The organism is Pseudomonas sp. PVC-5-1 (genome assembly GCF_057444345.1).
Genome location: NZ_CM172024.1, coordinates 4847579 through 4863629 on the forward strand (window position 1 = coordinate 4847579; position 16051 = coordinate 4863629).

At 63.1% G+C, this 16051-nt stretch carries 14 protein-coding genes; 6 read left to right on the forward strand and 8 right to left on the reverse strand.

Annotation, left to right across the window (positions count from 1 at the left end; translation table 11 throughout):
- Positions 1-9: 9 nt before the first annotated feature.
- The gene (locus AC2T3R_RS22195) at positions 10-543 is read right to left on the reverse strand and encodes a cytochrome b/b6 domain-containing protein (RefSeq protein ID WP_486744266.1); all 534 of its coding nucleotides are present in this window, start codon (positions 541-543) and stop codon (positions 10-12) included.
- Positions 540-806, reverse strand: a complete 267-nt coding sequence (locus tag AC2T3R_RS22200; RefSeq protein ID WP_191472140.1) for a PepSY domain-containing protein — start codon at positions 804-806, stop codon at positions 540-542. Before AC2T3R_RS22200 ends, AC2T3R_RS22195 begins: the two co-directional genes overlap by 4 nt.
- 176 nt (positions 807-982) lie before the next feature.
- Between AC2T3R_RS22200 and AC2T3R_RS22205 the strand changes: the two genes are divergently transcribed.
- Positions 983-2161 (forward strand): acetyl-CoA C-acetyltransferase, encoded by a 1179-nt coding sequence (locus tag AC2T3R_RS22205; protein WP_410953157.1) that lies wholly within the window; start codon positions 983-985, stop codon positions 2159-2161.
- 136 nt (positions 2162-2297) lie between these two features.
- Here AC2T3R_RS22205 and metE read toward each other — a convergent pair whose 3' ends face one another.
- The gene (gene metE / locus AC2T3R_RS22210) at positions 2298-4589 is read right to left on the reverse strand and encodes a 5-methyltetrahydropteroyltriglutamate--homocysteine S-methyltransferase (protein WP_486744267.1); all 2292 of its coding nucleotides are present in this window, start codon (positions 4587-4589) and stop codon (positions 2298-2300) included.
- Positions 4590-4904: 315 nt separating this feature from the next.
- On the opposite strand from metE, the gene AC2T3R_RS22215 reads away from it, so the two are divergent.
- On the forward strand, positions 4905-6392 hold the full coding sequence (locus AC2T3R_RS22215; RefSeq protein WP_486744268.1) for a methylenetetrahydrofolate reductase C-terminal domain-containing protein: 1488 nt from the start codon (positions 4905-4907) through the stop codon (positions 6390-6392).
- Here the strand turns inward: AC2T3R_RS22215 and yjiA are convergent.
- The 3 genes from yjiA to AC2T3R_RS22230 form a co-directional block, all read right to left on the reverse strand.
- Positions 6352-7329: a GTPase gene (yjiA, locus tag AC2T3R_RS22220; protein WP_015271793.1), complete on the reverse strand. Its 978-nt coding sequence runs from the start codon at positions 7327-7329 to the stop codon at positions 6352-6354. The two genes, AC2T3R_RS22215 and yjiA, sit on opposite strands and share 41 nt — an antisense overlap.
- Positions 7330-7475: 146 nt before the next feature.
- Positions 7476-7673: a YbdD/YjiX family protein gene (locus AC2T3R_RS22225; RefSeq protein ID WP_013974210.1), complete on the reverse strand. Its 198-nt coding sequence runs from the start codon at positions 7671-7673 to the stop codon at positions 7476-7478.
- A 13-nt stretch (positions 7674-7686) separates the two neighbouring features.
- Positions 7687-9753, reverse strand: a complete 2067-nt coding sequence (locus tag AC2T3R_RS22230) for a carbon starvation CstA family protein (protein WP_024087740.1) — start codon at positions 9751-9753, stop codon at positions 7687-7689.
- A 178-nt stretch (positions 9754-9931) separates the two neighbouring features.
- On the opposite strand from AC2T3R_RS22230, the gene AC2T3R_RS22235 reads away from it, so the two are divergent.
- A complete protein-coding gene (locus tag AC2T3R_RS22235; RefSeq protein WP_410953159.1) occupies positions 9932-10294 on the forward strand; it encodes a PilZ domain-containing protein in 363 nt (120 codons plus the stop codon).
- 263 nt (positions 10295-10557) lie between these two features.
- A complete protein-coding gene (locus AC2T3R_RS22240; protein ID WP_013974213.1) occupies positions 10558-12075 on the forward strand; it encodes a nucleobase:cation symporter-2 family protein in 1518 nt (505 codons plus the stop codon).
- Positions 12076-12251: 176 nt separating this feature from the next.
- On the opposite strand, the gene radA is transcribed toward AC2T3R_RS22240, so the two are convergent.
- Positions 12252-13622 (reverse strand): DNA repair protein RadA, encoded by a 1371-nt coding sequence (gene radA, locus AC2T3R_RS22245; RefSeq protein WP_015271795.1) that lies wholly within the window; start codon positions 13620-13622, stop codon positions 12252-12254.
- Positions 13623-13799: 177 nt separating this feature from the next.
- Between radA and mscL the strand changes: the two genes are divergently transcribed.
- Positions 13800-14219, forward strand: coding sequence for a large-conductance mechanosensitive channel protein MscL (gene mscL, locus AC2T3R_RS22250; protein ID WP_015271796.1), 420 nt, complete (start codon positions 13800-13802; stop codon positions 14217-14219).
- 135 nt (positions 14220-14354) lie between these two features.
- On the opposite strand, the gene AC2T3R_RS22255 is transcribed toward mscL, so the two are convergent.
- Positions 14355-15131 carry a ferredoxin--NADP reductase gene (locus AC2T3R_RS22255; RefSeq protein WP_046616355.1) on the reverse strand — a complete coding sequence of 259 codons (777 nt, stop codon included), beginning with the start codon at positions 15129-15131 and terminating at the stop codon, positions 14355-14357.
- Positions 15132-15342: 211 nt separating this feature from the next.
- Here AC2T3R_RS22255 and AC2T3R_RS22260 point away from each other — a divergent pair, with 211 nt between their 5' ends.
- Positions 15343-16050, forward strand: coding sequence for an autoinducer binding domain-containing protein (locus AC2T3R_RS22260; RefSeq protein WP_013974216.1), 708 nt, complete (start codon positions 15343-15345; stop codon positions 16048-16050).
- The last annotated feature ends 1 nt before the right edge of the window (position 16051 follow it).

Genomic DNA, 16051 nt, shown 5'->3' on the forward strand with positions numbered 1-16051 from the left:
CCGCCACAGTCAATCGCGGTGCCGACGGCGCCCCGTGATCATCGACCACGGCAGGTTTTCCCGCATGCGCACGCTCTCGTAGATGGCCGCCAGCACATGGACGCAAACCAGCACCAGCAGCGCGTTGGCCAGCCAGCTGTGCAGGTCCATCGGCCAGTCGACACCAAACAGCGCGTCCACCTCCTGCGACGCCCACCCGGTAAGGCCCAGGCCGGCGATGCAAGTCAGCATCAACAGCATCACCAGGGCGCCAATCGGCGAATGCCCCATATGATGGTCAAGCCCCCCATGCAGCAGCGCACGGGCATGTCCGACCAGGCTTGCCGGGGATGGCCAGAAATCGGCCCAGCGCGCGCTGCGTGGCCCGACAAAGCCCCAGACCACACGCACCACCACAACGGCTAGTGCGTAGTAGCCCAGCCACTGGTGCCAGTCTTCACCCTCTTCGTTGAAGAAGTAGTTGGCGAAGAACACCACGGCGATCGACCAGTGGCACAGCCGCAGCAGGGGGTCCCACAGCTGTACCGTGCCGTCGCTGTTCAATCGTGGTACTCGGTCTTGACTGCCTTGCCCGTCACTGGGTCATGGTAGATCTCGACCTTCTTGCCATCCTTGTCGAAACCGTAGATCTCGTAGCAGTTACCCTCGGTGACCTTGAACTTGTTGATCTTGTAGCCCTGCTCCTTGAGCTGCGCCTGGAATTTTTCCTGATCCTGCCAGGTGCTTTTGTCAGCGGTGGTGCATTCGGTGGCGGCGAATGCAGCGCTGCTGCCGATCAGGAGGGTCATGGCGATCAATGTACGCATGGGCATGTGCTCCCATCCAGATGAGTGTAATAGCGCATCCCTGAGCATAGTTCCGCAGGTCGCTTCGCGCTCATTCATTTGCTTTACACATCAATCGCAAAGAAAAACAAACTTAACAAATGAGCCAAAGCCACCGATGCTTGAGGCATTACGCCCATCGCACGGAGAACAACAACATGAACGACGTGGTCATCGTCGCCGCAACCCGTACCGCCATCGGCAGCTTCCAGGGCGCCTTGGCCACTGTGCCTGCAGTAGACCTCGGTGCCGCCGTGATCAAGCGCCTGCTGGAACAGACCGGGTTGGCCCCGGCGCAGGTCGATGAAGTCATCCTCGGCCAGGTGCTTACCGCCGGCGCCGGGCAGAACCCGGCACGCCAGGCCGCGATCAAGGCCGGCCTGCCCTTCAGCGTGCCGGCAATGACCCTGAACAAGGTCTGCGGCTCGGGCCTGAAGGCACTGCACCTGGCCGCTCAGGCCATTCGCTGCGGTGATGCCGAGGTGGTCATCGCCGGTGGCCAGGAGAACATGAGCCTTGCCCCTTATGTGATGCCGGCGGCCCGCACCGGCCAGCGCATGGGCCATGGCCAGCTGATCGACAGCATGATCAGCGACGGCCTGTGGGATGCCTTCAACGACTACCACATGGGTATCACCGCCGAAAACCTGGTGGACCAGTACGGCCTCAGCCGTGAGCAGCAGGATGCCTTTGCCGCCGAGTCGCAGCGCAAGGCGGTGGCAGCGATGGAAGCCGGCCGCTTCGATGATGAAATCACCCCGATCGTGCTGCCGCAGAAGAAGGGAGAACCCAAGGTGTTCGCGCGGGACGAACAGCCACGCCCGGATACCACCGCTGAATCCCTGGGCAAACTTCGCCCGGCGTTCAAGAAGGACGGCAGCGTCACCGCTGGCAACGCCTCGAGCCTGAATGACGGTGCCGCCGCCGTACTGCTGATGAGCGCCGCCAAGGCCAAGGCCCTGGGCCTGCCGGTGCTGGCCAGGATCGCGGCTTACGCCAGTGCCGGTGTAGATCCGGCGATCATGGGCATCGGCCCGGTGTCGGCCACCCAGCGCTGCCTGGACAAGGCCGGCTGGCAACTGGCCGATCTGGACCTGATCGAAGCCAACGAAGCCTTTGCCGCGCAGGCGCTGGCCGTGGGCAAGGCGCTGGAATGGGATGCCGCGCGGGTCAACGTGAATGGCGGGGCGATTGCCCTCGGCCACCCGATTGGTGCGTCCGGGTGCCGGGTGCTGGTGACCCTGCTGCACGAGATGATCAAGCGGGACGCCAGGAAAGGCCTGGCAACCCTGTGCATTGGTGGCGGGCAAGGCGTGGCCCTGGCAATCGAGCGGTGATCTCGGACTGACTCAAGCAGCCTCGGCCTCTTCGCGGGCTTGCCCGCTCCCACAGGGACCCCACTGAGCTGAATCCAGTGATATCCCTGTTGGAGCGGGCAAGCCCGCGAAGAGGCCGGTACAGGCAACAAGAAAATCAGGCAGTGGCACGCAGCTCGCGGGCAGCTGCGACCATGTTCACCAGCGCTGCCTCGGTCTCCGGCCAGCCGCGGGTCTTCAGCCCGCAATCCGGGTTGACCCACAGGCGCTCGGCCGGGATACGCTGGGCAGCCTTGTGCAGCAGCTTGACCATTTCCTCACGGGTCGGCACCCGTGGCGAGTGAATGTCATACACACCCGGGCCGATCTCGTTGGGGTAGGCGAACCGTTCGAAAGCCGCCAGCAGCTCCATGTCGGACCGCGAGGTCTCGATGGTGATGACGTCGGCATCCATCGCCGCAATCGACTCAATCACGTCGTTGAACTCGCTGTAGCACATGTGGGTGTGAATCTGGGTTTCGTCACGCACCCCCGAAGCACACAGGCGGAAGGCCTCGGTGGCCCACTCCAGATAATGGGCCCAGGCGCCGTGGCGTAGCGGCAAGCCTTCACGGAACGCCGCTTCGTCGATCTGCACGATCCTGATACCCGCCGCTTCCAGGTCGACCACTTCGTCGCGGATCGCCAGCGCCAGCTGGCGCGCCTGCACTTCGCGGCTCACGTCCTCACGCGGGAACGACCACATCAGCATGGTCACCGGGCCGGTCAGCATGCCCTTCATCACCTTGCTGGTCAGGCCCTGGGCATAAGTGATCCACTCCACGGTCATGGCCTTCGGCCGGCTCAGGTCGCCAACGATCACCGCAGGCTTCACACATCGCGAACCATAGCTCTGCACCCAACCGAAGCGGGTGAATACATAGCCATCGATCTGCTCGGCGAAGTACTCGACCATGTCGTTGCGCTCGGCCTCGCCGTGCACCAGCACATCCAGGCCCAGGTCCTCCTGGATTTTCACCGCATGGCGAATCTCGCTGTGCATGGCCTCGACGTAATCGGCCTCGGTCAGCTTGCCCTGCCTGTAGGCCTGGCGTGCCAGACGAATCGCCGAGGTCTGCGGGAACGAACCGATGGTGGTGGTCGGGAACGCCGGCAGGTCGAGCCCCGCACGTTGCTTGACGATACGTTGGGCAAAGGCTGATTTTCGCTGGCTGTCAGCGGGCTTGATGGCTGCCAGCCGGGCCTGCACGCCAGGCTTGTGAATACGCGGCGAAGCGGCGCGGCTGGCCTGCACGGCCTGGCTCTGGGCCAATGCGGCGGCCACGTCGGCGGCGTGCGGGGCATTGATGGCCTTGGCCAGCAGCGCCACTTCCTGGCACTTCTGCACGGCGAAGGCCAGCCAGCTGTGCAGTTCGGCATCGAGCTGGTCTTCACGGTCCAGGTCCACCGGGCTGTGCAGCAGCGAGCAGGACGGCGCCACCCACAGCCGCTCACCCAGGCGCTCATGGGCATGGCGCAGTACCTCCAGCGCCTTTTCCAGGTCGCAGCGCCAGACGTTGCGGCCGTTGACCAGGCCCAGCGACAGCACCTTGTAGGCCGGCAGGCGGTCGAGGATGGTCGGGTACTGCTCGGGCGCCCGCACCAGGTCGATGTGCAGGCCATCGACCGGAAGGTTGGCGGCCAGGCCCAGGTTGTCTTCCAGGCCGCCGAAGTAGGTGGCGATCAGCTTCTTCAGTGGCGCCCGCTGAAGGATGTTGTAGACGCGCTCGTAGGCATTCTTCCAGTCCTGAGGCAGGTCCAGGGCCAGGATCGGCTCATCGATCTGCACCCACTCCACGCCCTGGGCAGCCAGGCGGTTGAGGATCTGGTCATACAGCGGCAGCAGGCGGTCGAGCAGCTCCAGCTTGTCGAAATCGCCACCTTTGGCCTTGCCCAGCCACAGGTAGGTCAGCGGGCCGATTACCACCGGCTTGACCGCATGGCCCAGGGCCTGGGCTTCAGCCACTTCTTCGAACAGTTGCTCCCAGCTCAGGGCAAACTGTTGGTCGGCAGTGAATTCGGGGACCAGGTAGTGGTAGTTGGTGTCGAACCACTTGGTCATTTCCTGGGCGTGCGCGCCGCCGCAGCAATTGTCACCCACGGCGCCACGGGCCATGGCGAACAGGGTCTGGAGAGTGGGCCTGGCAGCGTCGTGGCTGCGGAAGCGCTGCGGGATCACGCCGAAGGTCAGCGAGTGGGTGAGCACCTGGTCGTACCAGGCGAAGTCGCCAACCGGCAGCAGTTCGATGCCGGCGTCTTTCTGCACCTGCCAGTGGCGGGCACGCAGCTCGCGGCCGACGGCGCGCAGGCCGGCTTCGTCGAGTTCGCCCTTCCAGAAGGCTTCCTGGGCCTTTTTCAGCTCGCGGTCGCGGCCGATACGTGGAAAGCCCAGGTTGTGTGCCAGTGCCATGTCTTGTCCCTCAGCATGCATAAATGAATGAGGGGATTTTCCGGGCACTTTCATCTTGAGACAAACTCATTAAATTTGAGATGAACTCAAGACTTATTCATGTTCGTGAATTTGTACTGCCTGTACTGGCTCTTTCGCGGCTAAAGCCGCTCCTACAGGTACCGCGCCACCCTGTGGGAGCGGCTTTAGCCGCGAAAGGGCCGGCACAGGCAAACCCGGATGTCTCATTCAGAGCACCACCCTGCGCATCCGGACATGACCGCACCCGCCTTCTGCCGCACAATGCCAGCCTGACCAAACCAGGTACCCGGCCCCATGAGCCTGCTGAAAACCGCGCTGCGCGAAAACACCTTCGTCTGCGTCATGGAGTTCGTCCCCAAGCCCTCCACAGAACGCTTCGCCGCCATGGACGCAATCCTGGCCCGTGCGCACCTGTGCGGCTGGCCGATGACCGTGGCAATCGGCGACCGCGTCGGCAGCCCGCTGGACATGTCGCCACTGGACGCCCTCGCCTCGTTCAGCAACCCGGTACCCGCCCTGCCGCACTTCTCCGGCAAGGACCGCGAACGCCACCACCTGCTCGCCCAACTGCAACGCATGGATGCCGCCGGCCTCGACCAACTGTTGCTGCTTACCGGCGACCGCCTGCCCGGCCACCAGCCTGGCCAACGCCCGGTGCGCTACCTGGAATCGGTCGCAGCCCTGCAGATCGCCCGCCAGGCCTGCCCACACTGGCTGCTTGGCGCGGCGCTCAACCCGTTCAAGTACTGCGAGGACGAAGGCGGTGCCCAATACTTCAAGGCCGAGAAAAAACTGGCGGCGGGCGCCGACTTCCTCACCCTGCAACTGGGCTTCGATGCCGGCAAACACCAGGAAGCCATGCACTGGATGAGCCGCCAGGCCATGCCCAGGCCGATGCTGGCCTGCCTGATGAGCCTCACCCACGGGCGTGCGACGATGCTCGAGCACGTGGCTGGCGTGACCGTCACGCCGTCCATGCGCGACATGCTGGAAGCGGAAGCGGCGCAGTCCAAGGCCTTTGCCCAGGCGCGCAGCGTCGACCGCCTGGCCTTGCAGATCATCGGCGTGAAGCTGATGGGCTACGCCGGCGTGCATCTGTCGGGGGTTCACGAACTCAAGCAACTGCTGGCCCTGGAGGCACGCATCGAGCACTGGCAGGCGCAAATCCACACACTGGAACAATGGGCGCCGGCCTGGCAGGCCAGCTGGCAGATGCCCGGTCTGCCGGCAGTCAGCTTCCATCCGCCGCAGGCAAGCTGGCGCCAGGGCGAGTCACGGGTCGATGCCTCGTTCAAGGAGAAAGCGCGCTATCACCTGATGCACGGCATGCATTCGCTGCTGTTCAGCCGCCGCAATAGCCTGAGCAAGGCATTTGGCTGGGCCGTGCGCCAACCGATGTGGGCTACCCGCCTTGGCGCACAGGTGCTGCACAAGGTGGAACACGCGGTGAAGCACCCGCTGGTAGGCTGCGACACCTGTGGCCGCTGCCGCCTGGAAGACACCCTGTACATCTGCCCGGAAACCTGCCCCAAGGGCCTGGCCAACGGCCCCTGCGGCGGCACCGCGCTGAACCGCTGCGAGTTCGGCGACCGCGAATGCATCCACAGCGTCAAGTACCGCACCGCCAAGGCAGTGCGGCAGACGGCGCTGCTGACCGAGCGCCTGATCCCGTGCATCGAGCTCGAGACACGCCACCGCAGCTCATGGCCGCAGTGGTTCCAGGCCCAGACGCCGCGTCAGCTCAGCCCGCAGCCAGCGCCTCGAACCCAGCCCGAATCGTAGCTTCGGGCAATTCGTCAGCGATGAACACCATCACGCTCTCGCGAGTTTCACCCTCGGCCCACTCGGCGTCCCAGTCGAAGCCATAGAGCTTGAGCACACCCTGGAACACCAGCTTGCGCGCTTCACCGGCAATGTTCAGCACGCCCTTGTAGCGCAGCAGCTGCTTGCCGTGGGTTTCCAGCAGTTCGTTCATGAAATCGCTGAGGCGGTCGATGTCCAGCGCGCTTTCCGTGCGCAGCACCAAGGTGGAGATCCGGTCCGGGGTAGCGGGCTTGAGCAGCGGGCGTAGCGCTGGCTTCAGGTTCGCGCCCAGATCGGGGTTGAGGTTGAAACCACGCACATCCAGCAGCTCGGCCAGGTCGATGCGACCATGCTCGACCACGCGGATCGCCGCCCGGCCATTGATGCGGGCCAGACGCTCGCGCAGGGCCTCGACCGCAGCGGGCTCGACCAGGTCGGTCTTGCTCAGCAGCAGGCGATCGGCAAAGCCGACCTGGGCCTGGGCGATGGTCTGGGTCAGGTGCAGCTCGGCGTGGGCGGCATCGACCAGGGTGATGATGCCATCGAGGATGTAGCGCTCACGCAGTTCCTCGTCGATGAAGAAGGTTTGGGCCACCGGCGCCGGGTCGGCCAGGCCGGTGCATTCGATTACCAGGCGGTCGAAGGCGATCTCGCCGGCATCCAGGCGTTCGAGCAGCAGGTACAAGGCGCGGGTCAGGTCGCCGTGGATGCTGCAGCACACGCAGCCATTGGCCAGGGTCATCACCTGCACCGGCTCGTCGCCCAGCAGCTGGCTGTCGATGCCGGCCTCGCTGAATTCGTTTTCGATCACGGCGATCTTCAGGCCGTGCTCGGCCTTGAGCATGTGCTTGAGCAAGGTGGTCTTGCCGGCACCGAGGAAGCCAGTGAGTACGGTTACGGGGATAGGCGTCTGCACGCAGAACATCTCCTGTGCGGAAAAAACACTGGCCTCATCGCCGGCAAGCCAGCTCCCACAGGTACCGCACAGACCTTGAGGGCTGCGGAGTACCTGTGGGAGCCGGCTTGCCGGCGATGAGGCCGGGACAGGTTAACGCTTGAGGCTCAACAGCACTTGGGCCCGGACTTGCCGCCGTAACGCGCTTCCTGGCGTTCGCGGAAGAACTCCTCGTACGTCATGACCGGCTTGTCCGGGTGCTTGGTCTGCATGTGCTCGACGTAGTTGTCGTAGTCGGGCATGCCGACCATCAGGCGGGCTGCCTGCCCCAGGTATTTACCCAGTCGACCCAGGTCGTTGAACATCGCAGCAGTCCTCTCAAGCGTCAGGCAGGGCCTGGAACGGGGTTTCCTTGTCGGTGCGCTCTTTGCGGCCGAGGGCGGCGAAGCCGACCTTGACAGCGAAGAACAGCACGCTGAACACCACCACCAGGAACAGCACGGTCAGGCCGGCATTGGTGTAGGCATTGAAGATCACGTGCTGCATCTGCCCGATGTCCTTGGCCGGGGCCAGTACCTGGCCGGCGTCCAGTGCGGTGCTGTACTTCTTGGCCAGGGCCAGGAAGCCCACTGCCGGGTTCGGGTCGAACAGCTTGATCAGGCCGGCGGTGGTGGTGCAGATCAGCAGCCACACGGCCGGCAGCAGGGTGACCCAGACGTAGCGCTGACGCTTCATCTTGATCAGCACCACGGTGCCGAGCATCAGGGCGATACCCGCCAGCATCTGGTTGGAAATGCCGAACAGCGGCCACAGGGTATTGATGCCACCCAGCGGGTCGATCACGCCTTGGTACAGCAGGTAGCCCCACAGGGCCACGCAGCCGGCAGTACCGATCAGGTTGGCAGTCCACGATTCGGTGCGCTTGAGCGCCGGCACGAAGCTGCCCAGCAGGTCCTGCAGCATGAAGCGCCCGGCACGGGTGCCGGCGTCCACTGCGGTGAGGATGAACAGCGCCTCGAACAGGATCGCGAAGTGGTACCAGAAGGCCATGGTGTTTTCACCCGGCAGCACCTGGTGCAGGATCTGCGCGATACCCACCGCCAGGGTCGGAGCACCACCGGCACGGGCCAGCACGGTGTGTTCGCCGATGTCGCGGGCGGTGGCCTCGAGCTGCTCAGGGGTGATCAGGAAGCCCCAGCTGCTCACCGTTTGCGCAACTGACGCCACGTCTGCACCGACCACCGCGGCTGGGCTGTTCATGGCGAAGTACACGCCTGGTTCGATCACCGAGGCGGCGACCATGGCCATGATGGCAACGAACGACTCCATCAGCATGCCGCCGTAGCCGATGTAGCGAGCGTTGGTTTCGTTGTCCAGCAGCTTCGGCGTGGTCCCCGAGGAGATCAGCGCGTGGAAGCCGGACACCGCACCACAGGCGATGGTGATGAACAGGAACGGGAACAGGGTGCCCTTCCACACCGGGCCAGTGCCGTCGGTGAACTGGGTCAGCGCCGGCATCTTCAGCTCGGGCGCGATGATCAGGATACCGATGGCCAGGCCGACGATGGTGCCGATCTTGAGGAAGGTCGACAGGTAGTCACGTGGCGCAAGTACCAGCCATACAGGCAGTACCGCGGCGACGAAACCGTAGCCCACCAGCATCCAGGTGATCTGCACACCGGTAAAGGTAAACGCCGGGCCCCAGGTCGGGTCTGCGGCAATCTGGCCCCCCAGCCAGATCGAAGCCAGCAGCAGCACCACGCCGATGACCGATATCTCACCGATATGGCCCGGACGGATGTAGCGCATGTAGATGCCCATGAACATCGCGATCGGGATGGTCGCCATCACCGTGAACATGCCCCAAGGGCTTTCGGCCAGGGCCTTGACCACGATCAATGCCAGCACCGCAAGGATGATGATCATGATCAGGAAGCAACCGAACAGCGCGATGGTGCCTGGAATGCGGCCCATCTCCTCGCGCACCATGTCGCCCAGCGAGCGGCCGTTGCGGCGGGTGGACAGGAACAGGACCATGAAGTCCTGCACCGCACCGGCCAGCACCACGCCGGCGATCAGCCACAGCGTGCCGGGCAGGTAGCCCATCTGCGCGGCGAGTACCGGGCCGACCAAGGGGCCTGCGCCAGCGATGGCGGCGAAATGGTGACCGAAGAGGATGTGTTTGTTGGTCGGGACGTAGTCCAGGCCGTCGTTGTTGAGCACCGCCGGGGTGGCACGGCGAGGGTCGAGCTGCATCACCTTGGTGGCGATGAACAGGCTGTAGTAACGATAGGCGACCAGGTAGATGGCCACTGCCGCGACCACGATCCACAAGGCATTGATCGCCTCGCCGCGACGCAGGGCAACCACGCCCAGCGCACAGGCTCCTATGACTGCCAGCGCCAGCCACGGAATGTGGCGTAGCAGGCTATTATTGTTGTTCATGGTTTGCTTCCAGCTGGTGGATTGGAAAAGACCGCCCATCGAGTCTAGGGCGAGTCATCGCGCATTGCCACACTTGCTTTGGTCTAGAGCCTCTGCGGCCAGATTGCGGTACCTGATGTACATACCACTCTAACTATAGTCAGGATGTCACCTGAAGACCTATGCGAGGATCTAACCCATGAGCGACCACGACGAACGCCGCCGTTTCCAGCGCATCGATTTCGACGCCCCCACCGAGCTGCGCCAGGGCCTGCGACGCTGGCCTGCGAAGCTGCTGGACCTTTCACTCAAGGGTTTGCTGATCGAACGACCGGCCAACTGGGATGTCGACCTGACCCAGGACTTCGATGCCATCATTCACCTGGGCCCCGATGCACACGTGCAAATGCAGGTTGAACTGCGCCATGAGGAACCAGACCGCCTGGGTTTCATCTGCTTGTACATCGACCTCGATTCGATGAGCCATCTGCACCGTCTTGTGGAATTGAACGTGGCCGACAGCACCGAAATGATGCGTGAGCTGCGCGAACTGATCGAATAATGAAATCTCTTAGCTAGCTAATCGCTTCCCCACCTTTTGTTTCCTGTCTACCCAGACAGCTTTAAGCCTGGGTAGCAGCGTTTTGTACACACCCCTCTAGCACAGCCTCTGACAAGTTGGTACGCCTTCTGCATTGAGCTCTCGCACACCTTGCGGGCGCTCTTGTGCGCGCTCCGATCAAAATATTGTATACAATTCCTGTGGCAATCATTTGTAGGAAGTGTCTACAGTAGCACCACAACAATAAACAGAGAGCCTGCTCCATGACTACGTCCCCTAGCACGTCTCCCGCCAAGCGCCCCGAGGATGAAAACCTCGGCCTTGGTGCCAACCTGGCCTATGGTCTGCAGCATGTGCTGACCATGTACGGGGGGATCGTCGCGGTACCCCTGATCCTGGGGCAGGCCGCGGGCCTGAACGGTGCCGAAATCGGCATGCTGATCGCCGCTTCGTTGTTTGCCGGTGGCCTGGCCACCCTGCTGCAAACCCTCGGTCTGCCGTTCTTCGGCTGCCAGTTGCCGCTGGTGCAGGGCGTTTCGTTCGCCGGTGTGGCAACCATGGGTGCAATCCTCAGCAGCGAGGGCGGCGGTGGCCTGCCGGGCGTGCTCGGTGCGGTCATGGCAGCATCGCTGATCGGCTTTCTGATCACCCCGGTGTTCTCGCGCATCACCAAGTTCTTCCCGCCGCTGGTGACCGGCATCGTCATCACCACCATCGGCCTGACCCTGATGCCCGTGGCCGCTCGCTGGGTGATGGGTGGCAACAGCGCCTCGCCGGAATTCGGCAGCGTGGCCAATATCGGCCTGGCGGCCCTGACCTTCGCCATCGTGCTGCTGCTGAGCAAGCTGGGCAGCGCGGCGATTTCACGCCTGTCGATCCTGCTGGCCATGGTGGTCGGCACCCTGATCGCCTGGGCGCTGGGCATGGCCGACTTCAGCAAGGTCACAGAGGGCCCGATGTTCGCCTTCCCCACGCCGTTCCATTTCGGCATGCCGGAATTCCACATCGCCGCGATCCTGTCGATGTGCATCGTGATCATGGTGACCTTGGTGGAAACCTCGGCCGACATCCTCGCCGTGGGTGAGATCATCGACACCAAGGTCGACTCCAAACGCCTGGGCAATGGCCTGCGCGCCGACATGGCATCGAGCATCCTGGCGCCAATCTTCGGCTCGTTCACCCAGAGCGCGTTCGCCCAGAACGTCGGCCTGGTAGCCGTGACCGGGGTCAAGAGCCGCTACGTGGTGGCCACCGGTGGCTTGATCCTGGTGGTGCTCGGCCTGCTGCCGATCATGGGCCGGGTGATTGCCGCAGTCCCTACTCCGGTACTGGGTGGCGCGGGCATCGTGCTGTTCGGCACCGTGGCAGCCAGCGGTATCCGCACCTTGTCCAAGGTCAGCTACAAGAACAACGTCAACCTGATCATCGTCGCTGCCTCGCTGGGCTTCGGCATGATCCCGATTGCCGCACCGACCTTCTACCACCACTTCCCGAACTGGTTCGAGACCATCTTCCACTCGGGCATCAGCTCGGCGGCGATCATGGCCATCCTGCTGAACCTGATCTTCAACCACTTCACCGCCGGCAACTCGGACCAGCAGTCGGTGTTTGCCGCCGCGTACGAGCGCACCATCCAGTACTCGGACATTTCAGCGCTGCGTGATGGCGACTACTTCAAGGATGGCAAGCTGTTCGATGCCGAGGGTAATGAGGTGCCGATGCTGGAACTGGACGAGCATGGCAATGAAACGGTCAGGCGCAGTGCGGTTGCCGAGCATTGACCGCTGACTGAGCGGTGAGGTGGGGGGCCGATGCGCATCGTCGGCCCCTTTTTCATTTACCTGTACCGGCCTCTTCGCGGGCGCGCCCGCTCCCACAGGGACTGCACAAGTTTCGGAGACTGAGGTGATCCTGTGGGAGCGGGCGTGCCCGCGAAGAGGCCGGTACAGGCGACAAACTATTCGAACAACGCATCCAGAGCCTGCTCCAGCCGGGTAACGGCAATCACCTGCAACCCGGCCGGAGCCTCTTTCGGCGCATTGCCCTTGGGCACGATGGCCCGCTTGAAACCATGCTTGGCGGCCTCCTTCAAACGCTCCTGACCACTGGGCACCGGCCGTACCTCACCAGACAGGCCGATCTCGCCAAACACCAGCAGGCCATGGGCCAGGGGCCGGTTGCGCAGGCTGGACATCACCGCCGCCAGCAACGCCAGGTCCGAGGCGGTTTCCAGCACCTTCACCCCGCCCACCACGTTGAGGAACACGTCCTGGTCATGGGTGGGAATACCGCCGTGGCGGTGCAGCACTGCCAGCAACATGGCCAGGCGATTCTGGTCCAGGCCCAGGGTCACCCGGCGCGGGTTGGCCAGGTGGCTATCGTCGACCAGCGCCTGCACCTCCACCAACATCGGCCGGGTGCCCTCCCAGGTCGCCATCACCACGCTGCCCGGTACTTCCTCCTGGGTGCGGTTGAGGAAGATCGCCGAGGGGTTGGACACCTCTTTCAGGCCCCGGTCGGTCATGCCGAACACACCCAGCTCGTTGACCGCGCCAAAGCGGTTCTTGACTGCCCGCAGCAGGCGCAGGCGGCCATCGGACTCGCCCTCGAAATACAGCACGGTGTCCACCATGTGCTCGAGTACCCGCGGGCCGGCCAGCGAACCTTCCTTGGTCACATGGCCGACCAGGAAGATCGCCGTGCCGCTCTGCTTGGCGTAGCGCACCAGCAACGCCGTGCTTTCGCGCACCTGGGCCACGCCGCCGGGTGCCGATTGCAGCTGCTCGGTGAAAATGGTCTGGATCGAGTCGATCACCATGACCCGCGGTTTCTCGACGCGGGCCGTGGCGATGATGGTCTCGATGCAGGTTTCGGTCATCACCTTGAGCTGGTCCTGGGGCAGGCCCAGGCGCCGGGAGCGCATGGCCACCTGCTGCTGCGACTCCTCGCCGGTGACATACAGCGCCGGCATGCCCACGGCAATGTTGCACAAGGTCTGCAGCAGGATGGTCGATTTGCCGATGCCGGGGTCACCACCGATCAACACCACCGAGCCATCCACCAGGCCACCGCCCAGCACGCGGTCCAGCTCGGTGCTGCTGGTGGTGAAGCGCGGGATCTCCTCGACGCTGACTTCGGCCAGGGTCTTGATCTGCGCCTGCTGCCCGGTCCAGCCGGCACGGCCGGTACTGGGCGCAGCGGCACCGCCGCTTTCGATCATGGTCTCGACCAGGGTGTTCCAGGCCCCGCATTCGCCACACTGGCCGGCCCATTTGGGGAAGGTCGCACCGCACTCGGTGCAGCCATACAAGCGCTTGGCCTTGGCCATGGCTGGGGTCTCCTGGAAAAAAACCGCCATGATAGCCGAGCTGGACGTGCCTCGAACGCCTCGGGATGCGACAAAACTATTCGTTCTAACAGCAGTCTGTGGCCCTGAGCACAACGCATGAAGCGTTTGAGTGGCTTACACTGCGTAAACCTTACCTTTTGTTACAAGGAACCAAACATGGGCATGATCAGTGAATTCAAGGCCTTCGCGGTCAAAGGCAATGTCGTCGACATGGCGGTTGGTATCATCATCGGCGCGGCCTTCGGCAAGATCGTCTCGTCTTTCGTCGGTGACGTGGTCATGCCGCCATTGGGCCTGTTGATCGGTGGCGTGGACTTCAGCGACCTGGCAATTACCCTGAAGGCTGCCGAAGGTGACGTTCCGGCGGTGATGTTGGCGTATGGCAAGTTCATCCAGACCGTGATCGACTTCCTGATCGTGGCCTTTGCCATCTTCATGGGGGTGAAGGCGATCAACCAGCTCAAGCGTGAAGAGGCCGTGGCGCCGACTGCACCGCCTGTGCCGACTGCAGAAGAGACCTTGCTGACCGAGATTCGCGACCTTCTCAAGGCGCAGAACCAGAACCGCTTGCCTTGAGATTGCCGGGGGCTGCCTTGCAGCCCTATCGCGACACAAGGCCGCTCCTACAAGGTTTTTGCATCTCCCAGGAAATCGCGGTTCCTGTAGGAGCGGCCTTGTGTCGCGATGGGCCGCAAAGCGGCCCCAACGGCCTTACCAGTAGTTTTCCACAGCCACCTGCCCCGGCCGCTTGCTCAGGCTCAATTGCAGGTCGCGCGCCTTCAGTACCTTGCGCGTCTCATCAATCATCTCCGGGTTGCCACACAGCATCACCCGCGAATGTTCCGGCGACAGTTCCAGCCCCGCCGCCTTCTCCAGCTCGCCATTCTCGATCAGCGTGGTAATCCGTTGGTTCAACGCCCCTGGGTGCTGTTCACGGGTCACCACCGGAATGAACTGCAACTTGCCGGCGAATTCAGCCAGGTAATCGCGCTGCTCCAGCCCGGCAATCTCGTCCACATAGGCCAGCTCTTTCGCTTCGCGCACCGAGTACACAAGCTTGATGTTGTCGAAACGCTCCCAGGCCTCGAAGTCCTGCAGGATCGACATGAACGGCGCAATACCAGTACCGGTCGCCAGCAACCACAGGTCACGGCCACCAACGAAGCGGTCGAGGGTAAGGAAGCCGAAGGCCTGGCGGTCGATCAGCAGGGTATCGCCTGCCCCCAGCCGGCTCAGTTCGCTGGTGAACTCCCCGCCTGGCACCACGATGGAGAAAAAATCGAGGTGCTCGTCATGGGGCGCGCTGACCATGGAATAAGCGCGCCACACCACACTGCCATCGGCCTTGGTCACACCCAGGCGGGCAAACTGGCCGGAACGGAAGCGGAACCCCGCATCGCGCGTAACCCGCAGGCTGAAGAGGTTCGGCGTGAGTGGCTGAACATCGAGCAGGGTCTGGCGGGTGAACTTTTCGGCGCTAGCGGTCATATCGGGCTCCAGGTTTGGCGTGCGCACAGTGTCGCGCAAAGTGACGCGGATAAAAACCACTGCTTTGTAGGGCCTCGTCTGCGACGATCCTGCCTTACTCGCAGCAAATCCTGACTGCTATAACAAAAAATTCTCAGCGAATGGGTAGGTCCTTTCCTACAATCATGCGGGTACCTAAACGGACTGGTTCCTGAGGCAAGGAGTATTTCAGATGCTTAACTGGAAACCCGAGCATCTTCATTTGTTCGTCGACGAACGCTGCCCACAGAAGTTGTTCGACATCGCCGTGCATCTGGCGCAGGACCTGGGCATGGAGTACCTGGGACTGAACATTCGCATCCAGATCGCGACGCAAACACCCCACCTGTTCCTGTACAGCAATTACCCCCGCGAATGGATCGAGCGCTACCAGCGCGATGAGTTCTACAAGCAGGACGCGGCCGCCAATGTGAGCCACAGCTCGACCATGCCGGTGCTGTGGACTGATGACCTGTATCACGAGGCTCCGCAGTTTCGTGAAGCGGCTTGCCGGAGCGGTCTGCGCTATGGTTGGACACAGTCATTGCACGACCAGCGGCACAACGAAAGCCAGATCAGTGTGGCCAGGCCCGCCGGGGCCATCGATACGGTCGAACTCTACAGCAAGGCCGGCAATGTGCAGTGGCTGTGCCATACGCTGCATGCGGTGCTTGGCGAACATCACCTCAAAGCACTGTGCCCGCCACAACCGAAAATGAGCGAGCGGGAGCTGGAAGTGCTGAAATGGTCCGCCGCCGGCAAGACCGCCGCAGACGTTGCCTGCATCCTTTCACTGTCGCAAAGCACGGTGAACTTCCATATTCGTAGCGTTATCACCAAGACCAACGCCGCCAACAAGGCCGGCGCCATCGCCATCGCCGCCCTGCGTGGCTGGCTCTGAG

Bases quoted from the DNA above. Each gene is read 5' to 3' on its own strand.
- AC2T3R_RS22200 (WP_191472140.1), bottom strand. From the start codon at position 806: ATGCGTACATTGATCGCCATGACCCTCCTGATCGGCAGCAGCGCTGCA.
- AC2T3R_RS22205 (WP_410953157.1), top strand. From the start codon at position 983: ATGAACGACGTGGTCATCGTCGCCGCAACCCGTACCGCCATCGGCAGC.
- metE (WP_486744267.1), bottom strand. From the start codon at position 4,589: ATGGCACTGGCACACAACCTGGGCTTTCCACGTATCGGCCGCGACCGC.
- AC2T3R_RS22215 (WP_486744268.1), top strand. From the start codon at position 4,905: ATGAGCCTGCTGAAAACCGCGCTGCGCGAAAACACCTTCGTCTGCGTC.
- AC2T3R_RS22225 (WP_013974210.1), bottom strand. From the start codon at position 7,673: ATGTTCAACGACCTGGGTCGACTGGGTAAATACCTGGGGCAGGCAGCC.
- AC2T3R_RS22230 (WP_024087740.1), bottom strand. From the start codon at position 9,753: ATGAACAACAATAATAGCCTGCTACGCCACATTCCGTGGCTGGCGCTG.
- AC2T3R_RS22235 (WP_410953159.1), top strand. From the start codon at position 9,932: ATGAGCGACCACGACGAACGCCGCCGTTTCCAGCGCATCGATTTCGAC.
- AC2T3R_RS22240 (WP_013974213.1), top strand. From the start codon at position 10,558: ATGACTACGTCCCCTAGCACGTCTCCCGCCAAGCGCCCCGAGGATGAA.
- radA (WP_015271795.1), bottom strand. From the start codon at position 13,622: ATGGCCAAGGCCAAGCGCTTGTATGGCTGCACCGAGTGCGGTGCGACC.
- mscL (WP_015271796.1), top strand. From the start codon at position 13,800: ATGGGCATGATCAGTGAATTCAAGGCCTTCGCGGTCAAAGGCAATGTC.
- AC2T3R_RS22255 (WP_046616355.1), bottom strand. From the start codon at position 15,131: ATGACCGCTAGCGCCGAAAAGTTCACCCGCCAGACCCTGCTCGATGTT.
- AC2T3R_RS22260 (WP_013974216.1), top strand. From the start codon at position 15,343: ATGCTTAACTGGAAACCCGAGCATCTTCATTTGTTCGTCGACGAACGC.